The organism is Tenacibaculum sp. SDUM215027 (assembly GCF_050566205.1).
Taxonomy (GTDB): Bacteria; Bacteroidota; Bacteroidia; order Flavobacteriales; family Flavobacteriaceae; genus Polaribacter.
On sequence record NZ_JBNXUE010000001.1, the window covers coordinates 1,235,802 to 1,257,533 of the forward strand.

The 21,732-nt window shown below is 32.7% G+C and carries 13 protein-coding genes and 2 tRNA genes; 7 read left to right on the plus strand and 8 right to left on the minus strand.

What is annotated here, in order from left to right; translation table 11 throughout:
• Positions 1-22 precede the first annotated feature (22 nt).
• The 6 genes from ACQYZ7_RS05845 to ACQYZ7_RS05870 form a co-directional block, all read right to left on the minus strand.
• Positions 23-1,357: a hypothetical protein gene (locus ACQYZ7_RS05845; protein ID WP_430728822.1), complete on the minus strand. Its 1,335-nt coding sequence runs from the start codon at positions 1,355-1,357 to the stop codon at positions 23-25.
• Entirely contained in the window at positions 1,354-7,548 is a 6,195-nt protein-coding gene (locus ACQYZ7_RS05850) for a protein kinase domain-containing protein (protein WP_430728823.1), read from the minus strand. Before ACQYZ7_RS05850 ends, ACQYZ7_RS05845 begins: the two co-directional genes overlap by 4 nt.
• A complete protein-coding gene (locus ACQYZ7_RS05855; RefSeq protein WP_430728824.1) occupies positions 7,545-8,180 on the minus strand; it encodes a 4Fe-4S single cluster domain-containing protein in 636 nt (211 codons plus the stop codon). Before ACQYZ7_RS05855 ends, ACQYZ7_RS05850 begins: the two co-directional genes overlap by 4 nt.
• 4 nt (positions 8,181-8,184) lie before the next feature.
• Entirely contained in the window at positions 8,185-10,005 is a 1,821-nt protein-coding gene (locus ACQYZ7_RS05860; RefSeq protein ID WP_430728825.1) for an AAA family ATPase, read from the minus strand.
• A gap of 552 nt (positions 10,006-10,557) precedes the next feature.
• A tRNA-Phe gene (locus ACQYZ7_RS05865) sits at positions 10,558-10,630 on the minus strand.
• A 62-nt stretch (positions 10,631-10,692) separates the two neighbouring features.
• Positions 10,693-10,765, minus strand: a tRNA-Phe gene (locus ACQYZ7_RS05870).
• Between the two features lie 73 nt (positions 10,766-10,838).
• Here ACQYZ7_RS05870 and ACQYZ7_RS05875 point away from each other — a divergent pair.
• The 7 genes from ACQYZ7_RS05875 to ACQYZ7_RS05905 all read left to right on the plus strand — a co-directional run bounded on the left by ACQYZ7_RS05875 (position 10,839) and on the right by ACQYZ7_RS05905 (position 18,489).
• Positions 10,839-11,606 carry a type III pantothenate kinase gene (locus ACQYZ7_RS05875; RefSeq protein WP_430728826.1) on the plus strand — a complete coding sequence of 256 codons (768 nt, stop codon included), beginning with the start codon at positions 10,839-10,841 and terminating at the stop codon, positions 11,604-11,606.
• Positions 11,599-12,867 carry a hypothetical protein gene (locus ACQYZ7_RS05880; protein WP_430728827.1) on the plus strand — a complete coding sequence of 423 codons (1,269 nt, stop codon included), beginning with the start codon at positions 11,599-11,601 and terminating at the stop codon, positions 12,865-12,867. Before ACQYZ7_RS05875 ends, ACQYZ7_RS05880 begins: the two co-directional genes overlap by 8 nt.
• A 15-nt stretch (positions 12,868-12,882) precedes the next feature.
• Entirely contained in the window at positions 12,883-14,193 is a 1,311-nt protein-coding gene (locus ACQYZ7_RS05885; RefSeq protein WP_430728828.1) for a hypothetical protein, read from the plus strand.
• Between the two features lie 9 nt (positions 14,194-14,202).
• Positions 14,203-14,775, plus strand: a complete 573-nt coding sequence (gene lptC, locus ACQYZ7_RS05890) for an LPS export ABC transporter periplasmic protein LptC (protein WP_430728829.1) — start codon at positions 14,203-14,205, stop codon at positions 14,773-14,775.
• On the plus strand, positions 14,775-14,972 hold the full coding sequence (locus tag ACQYZ7_RS05895; protein WP_099215922.1) for a hypothetical protein: 198 nt from the start codon (positions 14,775-14,777) through the stop codon (positions 14,970-14,972). The genes lptC and ACQYZ7_RS05895 overlap by 1 nt, the downstream gene beginning before the upstream one ends.
• Positions 14,972-16,264, plus strand: coding sequence for a hemolysin family protein (locus ACQYZ7_RS05900; RefSeq protein ID WP_430728830.1), 1,293 nt, complete (start codon positions 14,972-14,974; stop codon positions 16,262-16,264). Before ACQYZ7_RS05895 ends, ACQYZ7_RS05900 begins: the two co-directional genes overlap by 1 nt.
• Before the next feature lie 107 nt (positions 16,265-16,371).
• Positions 16,372-18,489 (plus strand): peptidylprolyl isomerase, encoded by a 2,118-nt coding sequence (locus ACQYZ7_RS05905; protein ID WP_430728831.1) that lies wholly within the window; start codon positions 16,372-16,374, stop codon positions 18,487-18,489.
• Positions 18,490-18,557: 68 nt separating this feature from the next.
• On the opposite strand, the gene ACQYZ7_RS05910 is transcribed toward ACQYZ7_RS05905, so the two are convergent.
• Together ACQYZ7_RS05910 and ACQYZ7_RS05915 are read right to left on the minus strand one after the other, a co-directional pair.
• Positions 18,558-20,345 (minus strand): T9SS type A sorting domain-containing protein, encoded by a 1,788-nt coding sequence (locus ACQYZ7_RS05910; RefSeq protein ID WP_430728832.1) that lies wholly within the window; start codon positions 20,343-20,345, stop codon positions 18,558-18,560.
• A gap of 157 nt (positions 20,346-20,502) precedes the next feature.
• A complete protein-coding gene (locus ACQYZ7_RS05915; RefSeq protein ID WP_430728833.1) occupies positions 20,503-21,711 on the minus strand; it encodes an amidohydrolase family protein in 1,209 nt (402 codons plus the stop codon).
• Positions 21,712-21,732 lie beyond the last annotated feature (21 nt).

Consider the following 21,732-nt stretch of genomic DNA (forward strand, 5'->3'; position numbering starts at 1 on the left):
AAATCTCATATACTTATTAAGTTTAAAGCCTTTTTCTTTTCTTCGTTTGAATTTCTCTTTTTAAATAACCATCACCTAGAGCAACTTCTTTCAATTTTACCAAGCCTGCTTCTTCCGCTTTATCTACAATAATAGATAAATTATGACTTTCCAAAATAGCTTTGATATCATGGAATTCATCACACCAAATCTCCTCCTGATTTTTATCGAGGTCTGGGCTACGCTCATGACCTCTGTTTTTATCGGCAACAACTCGTGCTTGGATACGGCTTAGGTTTTTTGGGCTCATAAATTCTACGCCATATAAAGAGCTTTTTGCTTTCTTTACCACCAAACTTCCATTTTCAACCCATGCAGTTTCCATTGTGTCATTAACCTCATAACCTGCACCTTGTAAAGCTTTTTTGATAGCCTCTCGTCGGGTTTCAACAATGATTTTCTCCGAAATTTCAGCGTACAAATATTTGGCTTTTTCTAAAGTGTTTTTTATGTCATCTAGATTATTTGAATTAAGTAATATCGTCCATTTATCAATAAAACTCAGATTCAATTCTAAAGATTCTAATTGGTCAATGGCTGTTTTGAGTTCTTCTTTAGCTTCCCATAATGCTAATTGATTTTTACTGAATTCGGCTACTTGGATAGTTAATGAATCCAATAATAAATCGTAATTAGGAGCTTCTTCGTTCAATTCGGCACAACGATCCATAAACTCCTGTATTTTGTTCTGAGGAATTTCAGAAATATACATTTCCTTCAATGTGTTTTCCAACTTTTTTAGTCTGGAAATCACTTTAGGACGATTGCATCGCCATTTTTGTACAGAAAGCAAGCTGTCACCAGAAGATAACCGTTCTTGAATTGCTTTCTGTTCATCCGTCAATGTTTGAGAATCAAAAGAGGATTCTTTTAAAAGGTTGTACAAATAATCTACTTTTTCACGGTATTCTTCTACTTCGTCTATATTTGGTGGAGTGTCAAAGTCTTGAAAATCAATATTTTTATTTCTTAATAAGAATAGTAATTCGTTATGTGTACTTTTTAGGTTTTTAAATGATTCCCATTTAGAAGTTCTAATTTTGACTACTTTTTTAACCAAATCCTTCTTTTCCTTATCTAGAAACTCAATTTGTCCCGAAACTTCTCGCTCTATTTTTCTATAATCATCTTCTGAAATATTTTGGTAATATTCCAATGTTTCATTCAAAGCAGCTTGAAGCTCTTCTGTAAACATATTGTGTTTAATGGCATAAGCCTTTACTTGTTCTATTTTGTTTTTTAGTCGAATTAACCACCTTCGTTTTATTAATCTTCGCTCTGCTGGGGTAACGATTCGTACAATTTTTGGTCCGCTCATGGTGTTCTGTTTAAAGCATTTTCTATAGCGTGTTTCAATCTTAATTCTTCACTCTCTGTATCTTGTAACCATTTATAAGAGGTGATTCTATGTATATGAGGAATTGATTTCTTCAAAATCAATGGACGCCATATTTCACGATGTCTTGCATTTTTAAGTAATGGATTGTGAGGTACATCGCATTCAATCCCAATTACAAACCTTCCTGTTTTTTTGTCTTCAATGGCTAAATCTAAATAAAAAACATTGTTATCATTATTTTCTACGGTTTCATAACCCAAACTGTGAATGTAATTTTTAACAGTATTCTTAAAACCATCATTTTTTAGTGTTTTGCTTTCTTCGGTTTTCCTTAATGAAAGTCTTTTTAATGATTGATTAGCAATTTCTATTTGATTGCCAAAATGTGTTTCAGTATATTTCAAATAGGACTGAATATAATCTCTTGGTTTTGATGGTGACCTCCCTGTGGAAAGCATGTCAGAAATATCTTTGATGGGCATTGAAGTGGCAATAACTACTTTATGCCTTGCTCTTGTAATAGCTACATTGAGTCTCCTTTCTCCTCCACGATGACCGAGGGCTCCAAAATTTCGGCGGAAAACTCCTTGTTTATTAAATCCAAATGTAGTACTAAACAAAATCATATCACGTTCATCTCCTTGGACATTTTCTACGTTCTTAACAAAAAATCCCATGGCTTCGCCTTCTTGCTGTTTGTTACGTTCACGATTTAAAACTTCCATAAAGACTTCATCTGAAAGTGCTTTTTCTTCAATTTTATCTTCAATAAGATCAGCCTGTTTTTTGTTGAAGGTTACAATACCTGTGCTCAAAATTTCATTTTCGGGTAATTGCCAGTGGTTAGATAAGTATTCAATCAGTACTTCAGCTTCAGTTTCGTTGGTTTGTTCATTATAAATACCATTTACTCGAATGACTTCTAGTGGTTTTATCTTCTCAATTACGTTTTTGGGATGATAAGCAGGAATGTGTAATTGACCAGCATAAAAGGCGTGATTGGAAAAGTTGATAAGAGCTTTGTATTGAGAACGATAATGAATCTGAAGCGTTGTGGTGGGAAGAACCGTTTTGGCTAATGTCAATAAATCAGGACAATCTTTGACTTCTTTTTTATTCCAACCCTCTTCGTATAGTGTTAATCCTTCTTCGGAGTTATCCTCGCTGAGTTCGATATTTAAGTCTTCATCTTCGTCATCATCCATTTTATGTCCAAAGAAACCTGCAGGAGGCATTTGCTTTTCATCACCACTTATAATTACACGTTTTGCACGATAAAGTGAGGGGATAGAATGATCGATTAACATTTGAGAGGCTTCATCAAAAATTACCACATCAAACAATCCTGCTTGCAATGGTAAGGTTTGCGAAACTACTTCTGGGCTCATCATCCAAACTGGACGAATATCCATTAAACCTAAATCGTCACCCAAATGAATAAATTCTCGAAGTTTTTTATAGTTCTGTCCTCGTAGTCGTGTAATGCCGTGCCATCGTGATTTTGAGCCAATCTTTTCAAAATCATAGTTTAGGTTAAGTAGTTCTTTGTTTAATGCTTTTATTTCAGCCAAATCATTTTCCAGCAATTGTATATTTTGGTCAATTTCACTATCTGCCATTAGTAAGGCTGGTGTTTGTTTTTCAATACGTTGTTTCCAACCTAACAAACCTTCTCGTCGTATTGTCTTTCGGATGATTTTAGACCAACGTTCGGAAGTATATTGAGTAATTTGATCTTCGTAACTTCTAAAAATAGCTAAAAGTTGTAAAGTATTATCTTGTTTAGATTTATCTCCTAACCTTATTCTGAATTTTTGATACGGAATAAAGTGGTTTATGTCTTGCGACATTTTCTGAATAACCGACAAATCGGTATCGTTATTTTTTATGTTTGATTGGAAAATTTTAAAACTTGAATCTTCTAACCACTGTTTTAAGTCAGTCAGTTTTTCGTACGATTCTTGTCTTTTTTCAAAACGTTTACTGGCATTGTTCATTTCTCTTATAAAGTTCTGAAACTCGACTTCTTTACCAGATTTCAAAACTTTTTGAGCTTCGTCTTTTAGAGGGCATTGTTTTAGTGCTTTTGCTAAAGTACTCGTTTCCAGTAGTTCATTGGTTTTACCACTAATCTTCACAGCAAGAAACTTGGGTTCGGTAATAGGTTCTACTGTGTTGTTTAACTTTCTTAATACAGTATTAAAGTGATTTCGATACGTTCTAAAAGTAGTTTCGTATTCCGAATTTGTTTTTAGGAGGTTTATATTTTCTTTATCAGTATGAAGTTCAAGTTCTTTGAAAATTTTTTTCAATCGAAATTGATGTCCCCATGTTAAAGGATTAAGAAATTTAAAAATTGATTTATTTAGATGACTATCACAAGCTCGAATTATTTTTTCTAGGGTTTCATCTTCAGCTTGTATTAACCAATTCGAAAAATAGACTTTTTTATAGTTAAAAATCAATGTTTTGAGATCTTTCAATAATTGTTTCAGATCATCAAGAATATCATCGCCAATGGATTTTTCATTGAATTCATCCCAAATTAAATCAAACCAAATTTTAGCATTTTTGACTTCTGTATCAGTAATATTCAGGAGTTTTTGTTCGTTTTTATACAACCATGTTTTATAGAATTGAGCGTGTTCATTATCATAGACTCCTGTGGTTTGTTTTATGCAGTCTGATCTTTTTGCTTCAATCCCATAAAATCGTTCTATATCTTGCTCAATTGCTTTTTTTGTTGCGTCATCATATTGTGTTATTTTTAAATTGGAAAGGGCATTATCTTCATATTTTGAAGGTAACCAATCATGTATTAACGCACTGATTTCCGTTTCAAGAATATTCAATTCATCTGCTGAAATGTTTTCTAAAAAATTCCGTGCTTCAGGAATGTTAATGTAGTTATCAGATTGAATTTCAATGAGTTCTGATAAGATGTTTCGATAACTTGCGCCTGCTTGTTCATCAAGTACATGAATCTCTTCAGAAATTGTATTCAATCTCGATTCCAGTCTGTCTATTTGTTTGGTTAGATCACTTCGCTTAAATGTGATTTTTTCGAGTATATTTTGTTGTTCAGATTCGTTTAAATCGAAAGAAACTTGTTCGCGAATACTCCGGATAATTTCTTGTCTGTCTTTAGCAATATCAGTGATAGATAGTGCTCTTTTGTCTAAACCTACGGCTTCCAAACGCTTCATAATTACTTGAATTGCTGCTCTTTTTTGAGAGACTACCAATACTTTTTCTTTCCTTCCAATACAATCGGAAATAATGTTGACAATCGTCTGGCTTTTCCCTGTTCCGGGTGGGCCATCAATCACAATACCAGGTTTTAATCGACTATGTATTACTGCGCGTTCTTGCGACGGGTCTACATTTACTACAGTAAATCGATCGTTTTCTGATTGTATAGGCTCATATTCGGGTGTTTGTGGCGTGCTTATTCTTAAAATGGGTTCCATAGCCGTTCCCGAATGTGGTAATTTTTGAAGCAAACGCAAATCTTCACTAATTGATTGACCTGTAAAATTGGCATTAAAAATCACCCCAGAACCATGTAGTTCCAAACCTATATTTTCCATCATATAAGTAATTTCTGGGTGAGTAACAAGCTTTGAAGTCTTGGACTCCACAAATGAACCGAAAGCATCAATAACTTCGGAAATACTTAAAGATTGTCTACTTAAAATCTCTTGATAAATTTGTGTTATTCTTTTGTGTTCTTCAGGTTCCAAAGAACTTGAAAGTGCTGGATTCAGTCGGATTTCTTCACGAACCTTGTCAAAACCAATTTCTAATGTAGGATTTGAACGGTGTTTAAATTCCAGTGTAATTGGCCATAGGATGATAGGTAAGATTCTGGGGCGATTGTTTTTTTTGAATTGATTAATTAAGAAAGGAAACCCTAAATACAAAGAATCCAAACCTGTATCGCGCTTAAAGTTTGCTGTCCGTAAAACTAATCTTCTTGTTCGGTAACTAAGTAATGGGTTTTGACTGAAACTTAGTGGGTCTACTTTTTCCGTACTTGATGAGCGATTAATAATACTATTGAGTAGTTTTTCAGAAGGTTTTAAGGATGTACCCAATGCTTTTAAATCTAAACGTGGGGAATGTTTAGAAATAATCAATCTTACCAAAGGTCCTCTAGAGGCAGCATGAATAATTTTTCTTTCAAAAAAGTTCAATAAGCTAGACGCATATTCATGCTTTGGTGGGGTAACCCATTTATCTTTGGGAATTGATAAACACAAAATTGATTGCAATATTGGTAGTCGTCTTTCTATTCTGAAACGATCTGCCCAACGATTTAAACGATCGTTATTGCTCTGCGAAAATCCCTCTAAATGTTCATGTAGTGATTCGTAAATCTCTAATTTGGGTTTTATTAGAATCTCTCGAAAGAAGTTTTCATTAGGCTCAATTTTTATTTTTCTCGCCAAATTAGTGGCATCTTTCACTAATTGATTTAAGGGAATAAATTGATCCTGTTGGGCGCTTAAAATAAGTATTAAATCTTCTTCACTGAGTCGGATGTCTCCCATCAAATCCGATAGACTGATGTTTTTGGCATCAGGATAAATTTGACGTAAAAGGTTTAATTCAGATTTTAATCGCACCCTAGAGGTGCTTAGTGCATTGATCTTGAGTTTATCATCATCTAATTCAATATCGAAACTCTTTGCTTTTTGCAAAACATTTAGCTTTCTGTTCTTAAGATTGACCAACCATTTTTCGCGTGAAAGTGTATCCAAATAATTAGGAATGTTTCCTTCTATAAGTTCTGAAGCGAGTGTTGGGTTACCAAGTAACCATGCAGGAATAATAATTTGCCCTCGCCAAGTAAGCGGTAAAGCTTCATTGAGGTGCATTAAAGCTAAGGAAAATCGCCATTCCAAATCAATATCCTCTTTAGAGCGCAAGTTTCTGATGATAGCAGCTATTTTACCTTCGCCAAGGATTTCTTTTACCCAATTTGAAATTTCACCCGAAGTAAATAAAGCCAAACCTTCTTCCCAATTATTTTCCTCTGCTGCTGCAAGTGCAAAATAGCTTACATTAGTATAGGATGCATCTCCGAGTTGTATAGTTTTTTCGTTTTTCTGATTAAACCCAATAGTAGTTTCTATAGGAGGAGCAACGTATTCTTTATTCAGCCATTTTTCGACTTGTTCCCAATGCCATCGTTTTAGAGTGTCTCTACACAACAACCCTTTTAGTAATAAAAGTATACGTTCATCAATACCTTCTGGAATTTGGACGCCTCTGGTTACCAAATGGATCATAAATGCCTTGTCATTGATGCCTTCAAAGAATGTTCCTTTGGTAATTTGTTCTAAAACTATCATTCCTAAACTCCACCAGTCCGAAGCAGGGCTTACTCCACCAATAATAGCTTCCGGAGCTGTATACCGAGTTAATTGCAAAGGTGTATCGGTATCGAGGTCGTAATCCGATAATCTTGCAGAACTGTAATCGATGATCACCAAATCAAAGGTTTCATTGTTACGAATAAGGATGTTTTTGGGACATAGATCGCGATGCCTAAAGCCCACTTCTGAGAAATCTCGAAGTGCTCGACCAATTTCATTTACCAGAGTCTCAATTCTGTTTTCTCTGATATACCCTAACTCATTGAGTGATCCCCCTTGGATATGTTCGCAAACTTCAAAAAAGCGATTGTTCCAATAGCCTGTTTTAACCAATCGGGCAATATGATCGACATCTGCCCGGTGAAGCACATCATAAATTGCTTTATCAGGTTCAGAATTTTCATGATAATAGGTTAGAAAAAAGCGTTTTCCATCTGCGTCCTTAACTAAAAAACATTCTTTGGTAGCTCCTGAAATCTTGACAGATTTAATAATGGTATATACATCGATCTGTTTGATGGTTTCTTCTTCCTCAACTGTTGACTCTAGAATATCAGCACCACATTCCATACACATAAAATCGTCTTCTCCAACTTCATGTCCGTTTTGACAAAATCGTTTGATTGATTCTTCAGTTTCATGTTGAATTTCGACTCGGCCACCTACTGGAGTTTGAGTCACATTCATCAATAACCAACTACAAGTTGAGTCACCGATTATATTTTGGCAATACATTTCGGTTACTGGTCGTTCACTATTACATGCAGGGCAAAGTCGTACGTATTTCATTTCTTATTTTGCTTTATTACCGCTTGTGTATTGGTTATTTCAACTCCATTTTGCCGAAAACTTTCTGTTATTTTATTCATCCCATTAATAGGTATACCTGCGATCCAAAGTGTCTGATCATCAAACTGCATGTCCAATTTCTTATCGGGCTTTTTGTCCAAATATTTAGCAAAGTTTTGTTTTCCTAAATCAGTAAGAAAATGAATTTGTTGATTGTCACTTCCCAATAAGGCTTGGGTTTGAGTTTTTGTATGGTCGTAAGGTTCAGAAATCAACACATCGATCAATTCTTCTTGGATAACTTTTTTATATTTTAACTTCTGAAAAGAATATCCACTATATACTAGAGTGGAAAGCTTATAAGGTTTAAGAAATTTCAGTAACTCTTCTAAAGCAAGCTCTTGATCAAAAGGTTCGCCGCCAGAGATAGTAATGCCATCGCATTTGGGGAGCCACTTTTTTAATAGATTTGTCACTTTTTTTATATTTATCGAATTGGTGTTGAATTGCCAGGTATCTACCGAAATACAGCCTTCACAATGTATGGAACAGCCCTGAAACCAGATGCCAATTCTTTGTCCTGGACCAAGTGTAGTTACTGGAAAATGCAAACGTGAGATTCCTATTTCCATTCGATTATTTTTTAATTAGATGAATGGTAGTACTTCGGTTTTCAAAAGAAATAGAAGTTACTTCTATCGTCTCTCCTTTGTCTGGATTTAATGTGAACAAAGCTCTGGAAAAAGGTGAGATAAAATGATATTCGATTTTATTTCTAATACCTCTACCACCATTGTTCAAATCAGCAACAGACAATTCTTTTAACGTTTGCATCACTTCGGGGTGAATATGTAGTATAATACCTAATTGTTTTTGAATCCCTTTGATATTATTTTTCATCATCATATCAAAAATCATTTCACCAACATCTTTACGTATATAATCAAAAATAATAATGTTGTCTCCGATTCTATTGAGGAGTTCAGGTCGATTGAGTTCAAAATTAAAATAGCGTCCAATTTCATGTTGCACTTTTTTTTCAACCGTTTCAAAACTATCTTCATAAGTTACATTTGGTAATCGTTCACCTGTAGTTGAGCTTTTATAAATCCCAAGGTTTGATGTGAAAATTATCAGTGCTTCAGAGAAATAAACGGTGTCCCCTCGTCCACTCGTAAGTACCCCGTCGTCTAGAATTTGAAGAAACTTATCTAATATTCTAGGGTGCGCCTTTTCAATTTCGTCAAACAAGACTACACTAAATGGTTTTTCTCTAATAGCATTGGTGAGTTCGCCACCAACATCATACCCCACATATCCTGGAGGAGCGCCGATTAACCGTTGATCGGAATGTTCAGCGCTGAACTCGGACATATCAAACCGAATATAGGCATTTTCATCACCAAATAATAAACTGGTCAAGGTCTTAGCTAATTCGGTTTTCCCAACACCTGTAGGTCCTGCTAAGAATACTACACCTCTTGGACGGTTATTTCTTTTAGAATTACCCACTCCAGTGATGGCTCGCTTTACAATATCCATGATGTGTTGTACGGAATGATTTTGCCCCTTTACACGTTCTTTGATAAAAGCCTCTCCGTTTTCAATTTTACTGCGTTCAATTTTCATCCAAGGGTCTTCAGTCACACCTACTTTGTATCGTCGTACAGCATCTGCAATCATGGAAATTGGTATGGATTCTGACCTCGCTAATTCTATAATCGCGACCAAGTCTAACAATAATAAGCCTTCGGTTTCGTCTACAAATTCGGTAACTATAGCATCTATATTAGTTTTGTCTTTACTTAAACTCTCCACAATCGGGTGCACTAACCTTCTGCGAGCAATGTGATTAGGTTTTCCAATAGGTATATGTCTTATTTTTGGGTTGTTAACCACCATCCAATCGGGTAAATCGCCTTCTTTATCTACTATCCAGATTACGACATTGTAATAAGGATTTGGTGGATTTCCGTAAGGCCTGGTTTCTGTAGTTTGAGATAAAATATGAGCTATACTAAACGAATCGTGCTCTGCTTTTACCAGATTTTCAGGATTCATTAAAAATTGAGAGGCGAAATCGACAATCAATCCAATGGGCTCATCAGGATAATGAATAATCCTTTGCAATACGATATTAAAGGTTTGTAAGTCGTTATAGACACCTTCTTGCTGAAGTGGGATTTGAAGTTTTTGAAAAAGTGCTTTTTTGTCTTCTGGGCTTTCTGTAAAAAAGGGAATATCAAAACCATTCAATGGATTGTAGTAAATTACATGTGCAAACCCCATGCTTTTTAATTCAGAGTCTATTACATTTTCTAATCGATGCCAACTGTAGCTGCCAAAATCGTTTTTCAGTAACTGAAAATCCTTAATATTACCCGAAAGGAAAAATTGACTTTTTAAGGGAACAAACCTTCTAAAATCTTGTAACCAACGAGATTTGGTATTATTCATTCTTGTTTTGTTTTAACTCATTTATCGCAATTTCTAAAGTATTCAATGCTTAATTCTCATTAACTACGAGATTATACATTTGATCTGTTAACCAAAGTGTCATAACGTTTACTGCATTTAGGGTAAAAAACTTAATGAGTTGATTAATATTTTGATGCTTTGCAATTTTTTTCTTCTCTCTCAACCTTACTCATTAGCGTGCCTCTTTTTAAGATATGATAAGGTTTCCAAAAGTATTTATTAGTCTTATTTTAACATGACTAAATTAAAAATAAACAAAGATATAACTACAAAAATGATTAAAGAAAATTTGAGCATATATAAGTTTTTCAAAAAGCAAGTATTTATAAGTTACATATAATAAGGGTTTCAACAGTAATTACGTAGTCCTATGTGTACCCAAACTGTGAAATAAAAGTAAATACTCCTTAGGTGGTAGGGGGTAAGAATTGAAGTTTAAAATAATTGATTAATAAGTGTTTAAGTTATGGGGCGTTTTGTTTTTTCTTTAAAACTAAAAAAACCCGAACAAATTTGTTCGGGTTTTTATCGTGGTGCCTCCAGGAATCGAACCAGGGACACAAGGATTTTCAGTCCTTTGCTCTACCAACTGAGCTAAGGCACCAGTTGCTTTTAAAAAGTAGCATTTCTAAATAAAACTCGTAACCTGTGCTACAAGTTTTATAGTGGTGCCTCCAGGAATCGAACCAGGGACACAAGGATTTTCAGTCCTTTGCTCTACCAACTGAGCTAAGGCACCAGTTGCTACTTTCGTTAAGCGGATGCAAATATACAATCGTTTTTTAATTATACAAAGTAAAAACTTTAAAAAAATGTACCGTAAATTTACAAGCTCTAAGAAAAGAAATATGTATCTAATTATTGATGTTGGAAATACAAGAGTTAAAATGGCTGTTTTTGAAATAGATACTATTAAGGAAGTATTTATTTTTGAGAAAGTAAATATAGTTTTGGAGCTAAAAAAAATAATTTCAAAATTCTCAATTTCTAATAGTATTATATCTTCAGTAGCTAATTTAACAGAAGAAGAAAAGCAAAAAATAGCAGAACTTTTGAATCCAGTTTTTTTGGATTCAAACACAAAAGTTCCATTTGAAAATTTATATAAAACGCCAAAAACATTAGGAGTTGATAGAATAGCATTAGCATCAGCAGCTATAAATATTTTTCCAAATAAAAATGTATTGGTGTTAGATGCAGGTACATGTATAACGTATGATTTTATCACTAATGAAGGGGAATACTTAGGAGGTGCTATTTCACCAGGAGTAGCTATGAGGTATAAGGCATTACACACTTTTACCTCTAAATTACCGTTACTAGAAATGGAGGAAGTAGAAAACTTTATTGGGGTTGATACAAAAAGTTCAATCCATTCAGGAGTTATCAATGGAGTTTCTAATGAAATAGGTGGAATTATAGCACAATATCAAAAAAAATATCCAGATTTAACAGTAGTTTTAACAGGAGGGGATACATATTTTTTGTCAAAACAATTAAAAAGTGTCATATTTGCCCATCCAAATTTTGTTTTGGAGGGGTTACATACTATTTTGATACACAATTTAGCGAATGATTAAGAGATTTATATTAGGAGTTTTTATACTAACTACGTCAACAATATTAGCACAAAGAAATAGTGCTTCGCCATATTCTTATTTTGGTATAGGTGAAAGTTTTGAGGCAGTAACAGTAGAACAAGCTTCTATGGGAGGTATTGGTGTTGCAATGAAAGATTATCATCACCTAAATTTTACAAACCCAGCGTCGAACGCTGATTTAAGAGCTGCAACTTATGCTATAGGAGGTAGCTTAACTTTTTTAACTGTTAAAGAACAAGATGCTTCTCAAACAGGAAATTCAACAAGTTTAAGGTACATTTCATTAGGTTTTCCAGTTGGAAAAAAAGCAGGTTTATCTGTTGGTTTACAACCTTTTTCATCTGTGGGGTATTCTTTGTTAGATGATGCTAACGCTGATGACGTTACTTTGTTTACTGGAGAAGGAGGAGCTAACAAAATATATGCAAGTTTTGGTATGTATGTTTATAAAGGCTTGTCTATCGGTGCAGAAGCTGGTTTTATTTTTGGAAACATAGATAATAGCGTTTTAAATCGAAGAGCAGATGTAGCATTAGCAACTAAACATGAGGAATCTTTCAATGTTAGAGGAGGACAGTTTAAGCTAGGTTTACAATACAAAACAGAATTAAAAAATAAATTACAATTATCTACAGGGGCATCATTTACCATGTCTACAGATTTATCTGCAAAAGGGGCTGAGAAAATGTACTCATTGTCATTTAGTAACTCAGGACAAGAAGTTCCAAGAAGCGAATTATTTAATAGGTCTTTAGACGGAAACATAAATGCACCTTTGAAAAGTATTTATGGTTTTGGTCTAGGAAAAGAAAATAAGTGGTATGTAGGAATTAACCAAGAATTTCAAAGTGCTTTAGGAAGCAATAGTGTTTTTATAGCTGATGGATCATCTCATAAGTATGATGATTCAAGTAAGTTTGCGATAGGAGGATACTACATCCCGAAAATAAATTCAATATCAAGTTATTGGGATAGAGTGACCTATAGAGCAGGTTTGCGTTTTGAAGACACAGGTTTATTAGTGAAAACTACTGATAATTTCACTGCTGTAAAAGACTTTGGCATAAATGTTGGATTAGGATTGCCATTACCGAGACAATTATCAAACGTAAATGTAGGGTTTGAGTACGGGCAAAGAGGAACGACTAACAATAACTTAATAAAAGAAAACTACTTTAATGTAAGACTAAGTTTATCTTTGAACAGTATTAATTGGTTCCAAAAAAAACAAATAGATTAACAAAAACTGAGAACGATGAAAAAAATTACGTATTTACTAACAGGATTATTTTTGTTTGTAGCCGTAAATGGAGCGAAAGCGCAAGCAAGCCAAGAGTGTCATATCAAGTATAATCTTTTTAAAGGAGATGCTACTACAAAGAAGTATACTCAAGCAAAACCTAATTTAGAATACTTATTAGATAATTGTGCTACATTATCTGTTAATATTTATAAATATGGAGCTAAGGTTGCTGAAAACTTAAAAGACCCAGTTTTAGCTAAGAAAGTATATGAAACTAGGTTAGCTAATTTTCCAGATAAAGACCCTGCTAAAGCACATAGTGATTATGCAGATTTTTTAATTGAAAACAAATTGGCGTCAGATGATGAAGTTTTTGAAATCCTAAAGAAGGCTTATGATATTTCTCCAAAAGATATGGGAGTAAAAAATATCTTTTTGTATTTCCAAATGATATCGGATAAGTATCAAGACTCTAATCCTCAAAAAGTTTTTGATACCTATGATGATGTAATGGAATCTGTAGAAGAAAAATTAGAAGACTACAGTAAGAAGATTGCAAAATTACAAGAGAAAGATTCTGTAGGAACAATTACTTCTAGAGAGAAAAGAAACTTAAGAGCTTATACGATTAACTCAGGGTTGTTAGGTAAAGTTGAAGGAGGTTTAGATGCAAAAATCTCTAAAATAGCAACATGTGAAAGATTAATACCTATTTACTCTAGAGATTTCGAACAAAATAAAACAGATGGTGTTTGGTTAAAAAGAGCAGTATCGAGAATGTATAACAAAGAGTGTCAAACAGATCCTTTGTTTGAAAAATTAGCAAATGAATATGCTAAGGTTACACAATCTGCAGATGCATATAACTTCTTAGCTGGTGTTTTAGCTAAAAATGGAGACAATGGTGGAGCTGCTGAAATGAGAAAGAAGGCATTTGACTTAGAGACAGATCCATTTAAAAAGGCTAAATATAAGTTAAGAGAAGCACAAAATGCTGGGGGAAGTAGAGCTCGAGCTTTAGCTTATGAAGCATTAAAGTATAATCCTAATATGGGGAAAGCATATTTATTCATAGCAAGTTTATACCAAAGAAGTGCAAACTCTTGTGGTAGCGATGAGTTCGAAAAAAGAATGGTATACGTAGCAGCTTTAAATAAAGCTTTAAAAGCTAAAAAAGTAGACCCAGGATGTGGAGCAGGAAGATATATTTCTAGTTACAAAAAGAACGTACCATCTAAAAAGTTAATATTCCAAAAAGGGATGTCTTCAGGAGGTAGTTATAGAGTAGGATGTTGGATTGGAGAAACTGTTCGTGTACCTTAATAGAATTTAATGCTTAAAAGAGCAAAACATATATACAATAGCATTGCTACCATTTGTTTGGTGGCAATGTTTTTTTCTTGTACCAACTCTAAAAAAGAAGTACGAGACTTTCTAGCTGATAAAAACTTACCAGTAGGTTCGGCAGTAAATATTTATCACGTTCATAAAGATTCAGGGAGAATAAGTTCAAAAACAAAAGCAGCTATTTTTTATGATTATTCAAACAGAAAAGAACACCCATATAGCGAGTTTCCTAAAGGAATTGAAATTGTTACAATAGATAAGACAGGGACAGACTCAACAACAATCTCAGGTAATTATGCATTAACCTACAATAAAACAAAAATATCAGAGATTAGAGGAAATGTGGTAATTACCAATCATTCAAATCAATCAAAACTAGAAACCAACCAGTTATTTTGGGACCAAAATGAACATTACTTCTTTACAGAAGATGGTTTCCGATTTACAACTCCAGAATCTGTAATTAATGGCTTTGGGTTTGAGTCAAGTGAAGACTTAACTAAATGGATAGCTAAAGATATCACAGGAGATATAGAAACAACACAAAAAGATATATAATGAACGCACTTTGGAAATATTTACAATACGGATACTTAGTTATAGGGGTAATCTTTTTTGTTGAGGGAATCTTAAAATGGAATTCTGATAGACAAGAAGCGTTTATTATGTTTGGATTTGCTATCTTTATCATATTAATTTTCTTCTTTAAACGACATTTTAGAAGAAAAGTAGAAAAAAGAAACAAAGAACGTTAATGCAACCCGAACTCTTAATTATTCTTACTTCTATTTTATTTTCAGCCTTTTTCTCTGGTATGGAAATAGCCTTTATTTCAGCCAATAAACTTCATATAGAATTAGAGAAAAAAGGAGATGGAATACTTTCTAAAATCTTAACGAAGTTAACTGGGAAATCCTCAAAGTTTATCACCACTATGTTGGTAGGTAATAACGTAGCTTTGGTTATTTATAGTTATTTTATGGGTGAGATGTTAATGAGGTGGTTTCAATCTTTTTTACCCTCCGGTTATACAGTTGTAAACTATGTGTTGTCTGATATAAGCTTACTAACGCAAACACTCATCTCAACAGTAATTATTTTGGTAACCGCAGAGTTTTTACCAAAGGCTATTTTTAGAATTTATGCAAATGAGATGCTTAAGTTTTTTGCTATACCAGCCTATGTTTTTTATGTTATCTTTTACGGTGTTACATGGGTAATTACTAAAATTTCAGATTTTTGCTTGCATGTTTTTTTCCGAACAAAAGAAGATGAAGTTCAAACAGAATTTAGTAAAGAGGAGCTTGGTAATTATATATCGGAACAATTAGATGCTGGAAATGATGAAGAAGCGGTAGATTCTGAAATTCAAATTTTTCAAAATGCTTTAGAGTTTCACAAAGTAAAATCTCGTGAAATTATGGTGCCAAGAACAGAAATAATTGCTGTAGATTTACATGAGACAGTAAGCAACCTTAAAAAAATATTCATTACTACTGGCTTATCAAAAATCTTGGTTTATAAAAATTCGTTAGATGATATTTTAGGTTATGTAAACGCCTTTGAGCTTTTTAAAAAACCACGTACTATCAAATCAATTTTATTACCTGTAGAATTTGTGCCAGAGTCTATGATTATTAACGATGTGCTTAATAACTTAATAAAAAAACGCAAAAGCATTGCAGTTGTAGTTGATGAATATGGAGGTACTTCAGGCATTATCACGGTTGAAGATATTGTTGAAGAACTATTTGGAGAGATTGAAGATGAACACGATAATCAGCAACTATTAGAAGAAAGAATTAGTGAAAATGAATTTAATTTTTCGGCTCGTTTAGAGGTTGATTACCTAAATGAAGAATACAATCTAGGTATTCCAAAAGAAGAGGCATACGAAACAATAGGAGGCTTTATTTTAAACCATACAGAAACAATACCACTACAAGACGAAATATTACGTATAGAAAACTTTCAAATTAAAATATTAAAAGTAAGTGCAACTAAGATTGATGATATATATTTTAAAGTAATTCATAAAGAAGATTAACTTTCCTCCTTTTCCTGAGAGAACTCCCTCAAAAACAGCATAAAAAAACATTGCATTATTTAATGTGAAATTGTATTTTCGCACACTGTTAATAAAATAAATGACGTATGGCAATTTTATCGAAAATTAGAGAACGTTCAATGTTCTTAATTCTTGTAATTGGTTTAGCACTTTTTGCTTTTGTATTAGACCCTTCTACAATATCAGACTTTTTTAGTGCAAGTAAAGTAAATGAAATAGGTGAAGTTAATGGCGAAGCAATTTCTCGTCAAGAGTTTGCTGAAGCTCTGGATGCTTACAAAGCACAGACAGGAAATAACATGTCTGAAATGCAAGCTGCAAAAGCAGTATGGAATAACTTAATCCGTCAAAAAATATACAAAAAGCAGTTAGAAGAAGCAGGAATTACAGTTGGTGATGCAGACATTTTAAATGCATTATACGAAACTCCAGTTATTCAAAATGATGCTAGATTTCAAACTTCTGGTATTTTCGATAAAAATAAGTTAAAAGAGCATTTAGCTACCATTAAAGAAGAAAATGGGCAAGAATGGGGAGCTTGGCAAAAATATATGGCTTCTATAAAAAGTAATATAGAAAAAACAACATACGATAATTTAGTTGCTGCTGGTTTAGGTGCTTCATTAAAAGAAGGAGAGTCTAGGTATTTATCAGAAAACACTAAAGTGTCTGGTAAATATGTATATGTACCTTACACTACAATTGCAGATAGTTTAGTGACCTTAAAGAAAAGTGATGTTCAAGATTATATAAACAAACATCAAGATGCTTTTCAAGTTGAAGCCTCAAGAGATATTAACTTTGTAAAATTTAATATCGAGCCAACATCAGAAGATGAAGAAGCTATGAAAGCTAATATAGCGAAGTTAATTGAAGATTCAGTTGTGAATAACACACCTGTTAAGGGGTTAAAAAACACTACAGACTACAGTGTGTTTTTAGAAGAAAATGAATCTGATTTAAGACTAGATAATAATTACAAGTTTAAAATTCAAGTTCCTCAAGTAATTGCTGAAGAAGTATTCAACGGTAAAGAAGGAGACGTTTTTGGACCATATAAAGATGCAGGATTCTTTAAGTTATCTAAAATTACTGAGGTAAAGCAATTACCAGACTCTGCACAAGCAAGTCATATTTTAATTCCTTTTGTAGGTTCTGCTAGTGCCGATGCAACAGTTGTTCAAACAGAGGAAGAAGCTAAGAAAACAGCAGATAGTTTATTAGCAGTTGTAAAGGCTGATAAATCTAAGTTTGCAGATTTAGCTAAAGAAATGTCATCAGATCAAGGTTCTGCTGAAAAAGGAGGATTCTACGATTGGTTTGCTTACAACAGAATGGTACCTTCGTTTAGAGACTTTGTTTTTGAAGGAAAAGAAGGAGATATGGGAGTTGTAAAATCTCAATTTGGATTTCACGTAATAAAAATAGACGGACAAAAGAACTTTCAACCAGTAGTGAAGTTAGCTACTTTTGGACGTAAGATTGAAGCTTCAGAAGAAACAGAAAATGCAGTATTTCAAAACGCAGAAACATTTGCTTTAGAGTTAGCAAATGGAAAAGCTTTTGATGAAGCTGTAAAAGAAAAGAACTTAAGTTCTTTGCCTGCTGTTGGATTAAAATCATTAGATGAAAATGTACCAGGTTTAGGAAATGAAAGACAAATCATTACTTGGGCATTTGATAAAGAAGTAAACGAAGGAGGTTTTAAACGTTTTGATATTGAAGGAGGATATGTAGTAGCTGTATTAACTGCTAAAACGGTAAAAGGTTTAATGCCTGTTGATAAAGCAACTGCAAGTGTACGTCCTATCTTAACAAATAAGCGCAAAGCAAAAATGATTGAAGATAAAATTAGTGGTTCAACATTAGATGAAATTGCTAAGTCAACAAGTCAAACAGTAAGAGCTGCTACTGATGTAAATTTACAATCACCAACTATTTCAGGTGTTGGTTTCGAACCTAAAGTAGTAGGAGCAATGATTAACGCAAAAGAAAACGAAGTAGTTAAAAATGTAGTAGGTGATAAAGGAGTATTTGCTTTTGTTGTTGAAAAGAAAGAATTACCAACAGCGTTACCTAATTACGATACTTACAGAAAGCGTATTGTAAACGAAAGAAAGAATAAAACATTCCAAATGTATGAGGCGGTTAAAAAAGCGTCTGATATTGAAGATAACATGAGTTCTTTTTATGGAATTCAATAAGGAATAATGTCATACAATAAAAAAAACCGAACTTTAAAGTTCGGTTTTTTTTTAGGTTTAAGTTTCTTTTATTGTTTTATCAATTTAAAACTTTTAGTCTTTCCGCTTTTATATAAAATAGCGATATAAAAACCACTATCAAGGTTACTTACATTAATTTTATTATTTTTTAGAGTATTATTCTGTATCAATTGACCATTAATGTTGTAAAGTTTTACGGAGGTATTGTAATAATCTTCATGAGTAAGATTTTTAAACTCAATAAAATCTTTAACTATATTAGATTTTAGTATGATATTTAATGATTTTTCCCAAGATAAATTTTCATCTTTTAGATTTTTAGTATTCAGTGACCCTACAGTGAAACCTGAAACTAAAGATCTTTTAAAATGTTTATGAGTTGCAGTTATATGAATGCTGTATACACCTTTATCAAAAAGGGAAAGATCCAATGTAAAGCTTCTGTTTACTGTATTATATTTTGGAGAATAGATTTCAATATCACCATTAACAGGTTTACCAAATAAATCTGAATTTTTAGAAATAATAATATCAATACTAATATCATTAACTTGAATATATTTAGTAAAAGATATAGTAAGCTTGTTTTCTTTCTTTAGTGTTTTTAAAATCATTTTAACACCTTTTGGTTGATGTACAAAGGCAACATGTTCAGAATTAGAAATTAATTGTGTAACGTCATTATTATTGATGTTTAATAAATATTCATGATAAAACTTATTAGTATTGAAATTAGGTTTGTTTTTGTATGTTAAAGGTGTTAGTATACCGGAATTACTTGTTAAGGTAAAGTCTGTTTTGGTATTAGGCTTGTATACTTTAATCAAAGCTTTAGAACTACCTTTGTCCAATCGGATATTATCATACTTATTCTCTGAGTTAATAATTTGATAATCACTAACTATTTTGTTTGGTTGTTGATAATCTTGTTTATTTTTTTGTGTTTTATTAGGATTGTTATTTAATAAGGGAGCTATATATTTCCAAACGTATTGTCCAAGAGCAACATCCACATGATCTAGCTTTGCTTCATGTTTAGAAAACAAATAAGTAGCACCAGGTCTTAATGTGCTATTGTAAGGAGCAACACCATCATTAGTACCTTGATTTAAGTATAATATAGTACCACTAGTAAACATCAATGGAGCTAGTATGGTATGACCACTAGCAAAACCAGACCCTCCTATGATGTGAAATTTTTCTGGTTGGTTGTTTACAAGATTATCAAAATAAGGTCTGACAACATCTCTGCAATAATATGTTGTAGAGGTTGCAGCACCGCCATTTAAACCAGTTTGTTTCCATATCCAATTAAACCACCATTGTTGTGATAAATCAGCTAAATAAGTGCCCCAATAAGGAGTCCCCAAGGCAAACACACGTTTAATTTTGTCTTTTTTGTTATGGGTAAACATAGCAACTTCAGCTGCTTTTCCTCCGTTACTATGAGCTATTAAGTATATATCATTTACATTATACTTTAGTGTAACTTTATCTATGGCTTCCGCTAATAATTCTCCATTTTTCCACATACCTTCTCCTCTAGTTGTAGCTACAAAAACCACTTGATATCCGCTGTTATAAGCCTCTTGATAAAAAGTGTTGTTGGTGAAAAACAGCTGATTTAAGTCAATGTATCCATGATTAAAAACAAGAATTTCACCATTGTAATTATTAGGTTTAGCACCATAGTGAATAGTTGATTTGAGAAGAGGTCCAATAAAAAAAGAACTTAAATTTTGAGGAGTAGGGAGCTGCTTTTCAATAAAATTTTGAGAGTTAACAGTAAACGTAGTGAGTAGAACTACTAGTAATTTTAATAGTTTTAATTTCATTTTGAAGGGTTTAATAAATTAATTAAGATAAATATATGTAAAATTTTAACTTAATAGTTAGGGTATGTTTAATTTTAGAAGTGCGTAGATGTAGAGATAAAAAATCCCGAGCTATTTAGTTCGGGATTTTTATTTTAATTAAAGCTCTGAGGTAACTTTATTTATTGGCTTTCTCAACATCTAATAAAATTTGATCAAGGCTATTTCTATCCAGCCATTTACCTTTTACAAAGACTCCCAAAATAGTTCTTGTGTTTTTGATATTTTCTAAAGGGTTTTTTTCTAACAAAACAATATCAGCAAGTTTACCTTCTGTTATAGTACCACTTTGAGATATAGTATTTAAATATCTAGCAGGAGTAACAGTTGCAGATTTAAGTGTTTCATATGCACTAAGACCAGCACTATTCATTAATTCTAATTCATGGTGAAGAGAAAAACCAGGAATAAATAAACCATAGGTATCACTACCAGCCATTAGAGGTACTTTATGAGAATGTAATATTGAAGTAAACTTTTTTTGCCATTTCAACTCTCCTTCTAGACGATTTAAAGATTTTGTAGTTGTAAACCAATCTAACTTTCTGTAATTAATTTTATTTGATTTCCAATAACCTGAATAATGCTTAGGTAAATATTTTATGTTTTCATCATTTATGAGTTTTTGATGTTTTTCATTATCAGCGTATTTACTAATCATTTCAAAAATACCAAGAGTAGGCGAAACATATATTCCACTAGTTTTAATTTCTTTAGCAGCTTTATGTAAGAATGAAATAGATGTATTTTGATCTTTACTAAAAATATTCATGAACTCTTCTACATGGGCTATAGATTTTATTCTAAGAGAAAACTCTAAAGGCATATTTCGTTGACCATGACCTATAACATCGATACTTTCTTTTTTTGCTAATTCTAATAATTTAAGATAAACGGTTTTAGGTAAATTATCAGCTACTTTTAAATAATCATATCCCTTTTCTCTATGATGAGCGATTACATCTTCTACAGCTCTTAAACTATTTAAATGCTTTTGGGTTAGGTAAGGACCTGCAGTGTAATAATGAGGGGATAAAAAACTGTTTTTGCGAGCAAGTTCTCTAATTTTGATATGATCTTGCCCATCATATTCTGCCATATTTCTAGCAGTAGTAATTCCATTAGCAATTAAGAGTTTAAACTCATTTTTGATATTGTTTTGTTGATGAAAATGAGTTTCAACCAACCCAGGCATTAAATACTTACCAGATGCTGGAATAATAACATCTCTAGAAATATTAGATTTTTTTGAAGCAGATTCTATTTTCAGTATTCTATTGTTAGTAATTAGTACTCGCTGATTTCTAAGAATTGTGTCTGTATTCATAGGTATTACATTTACACTTTC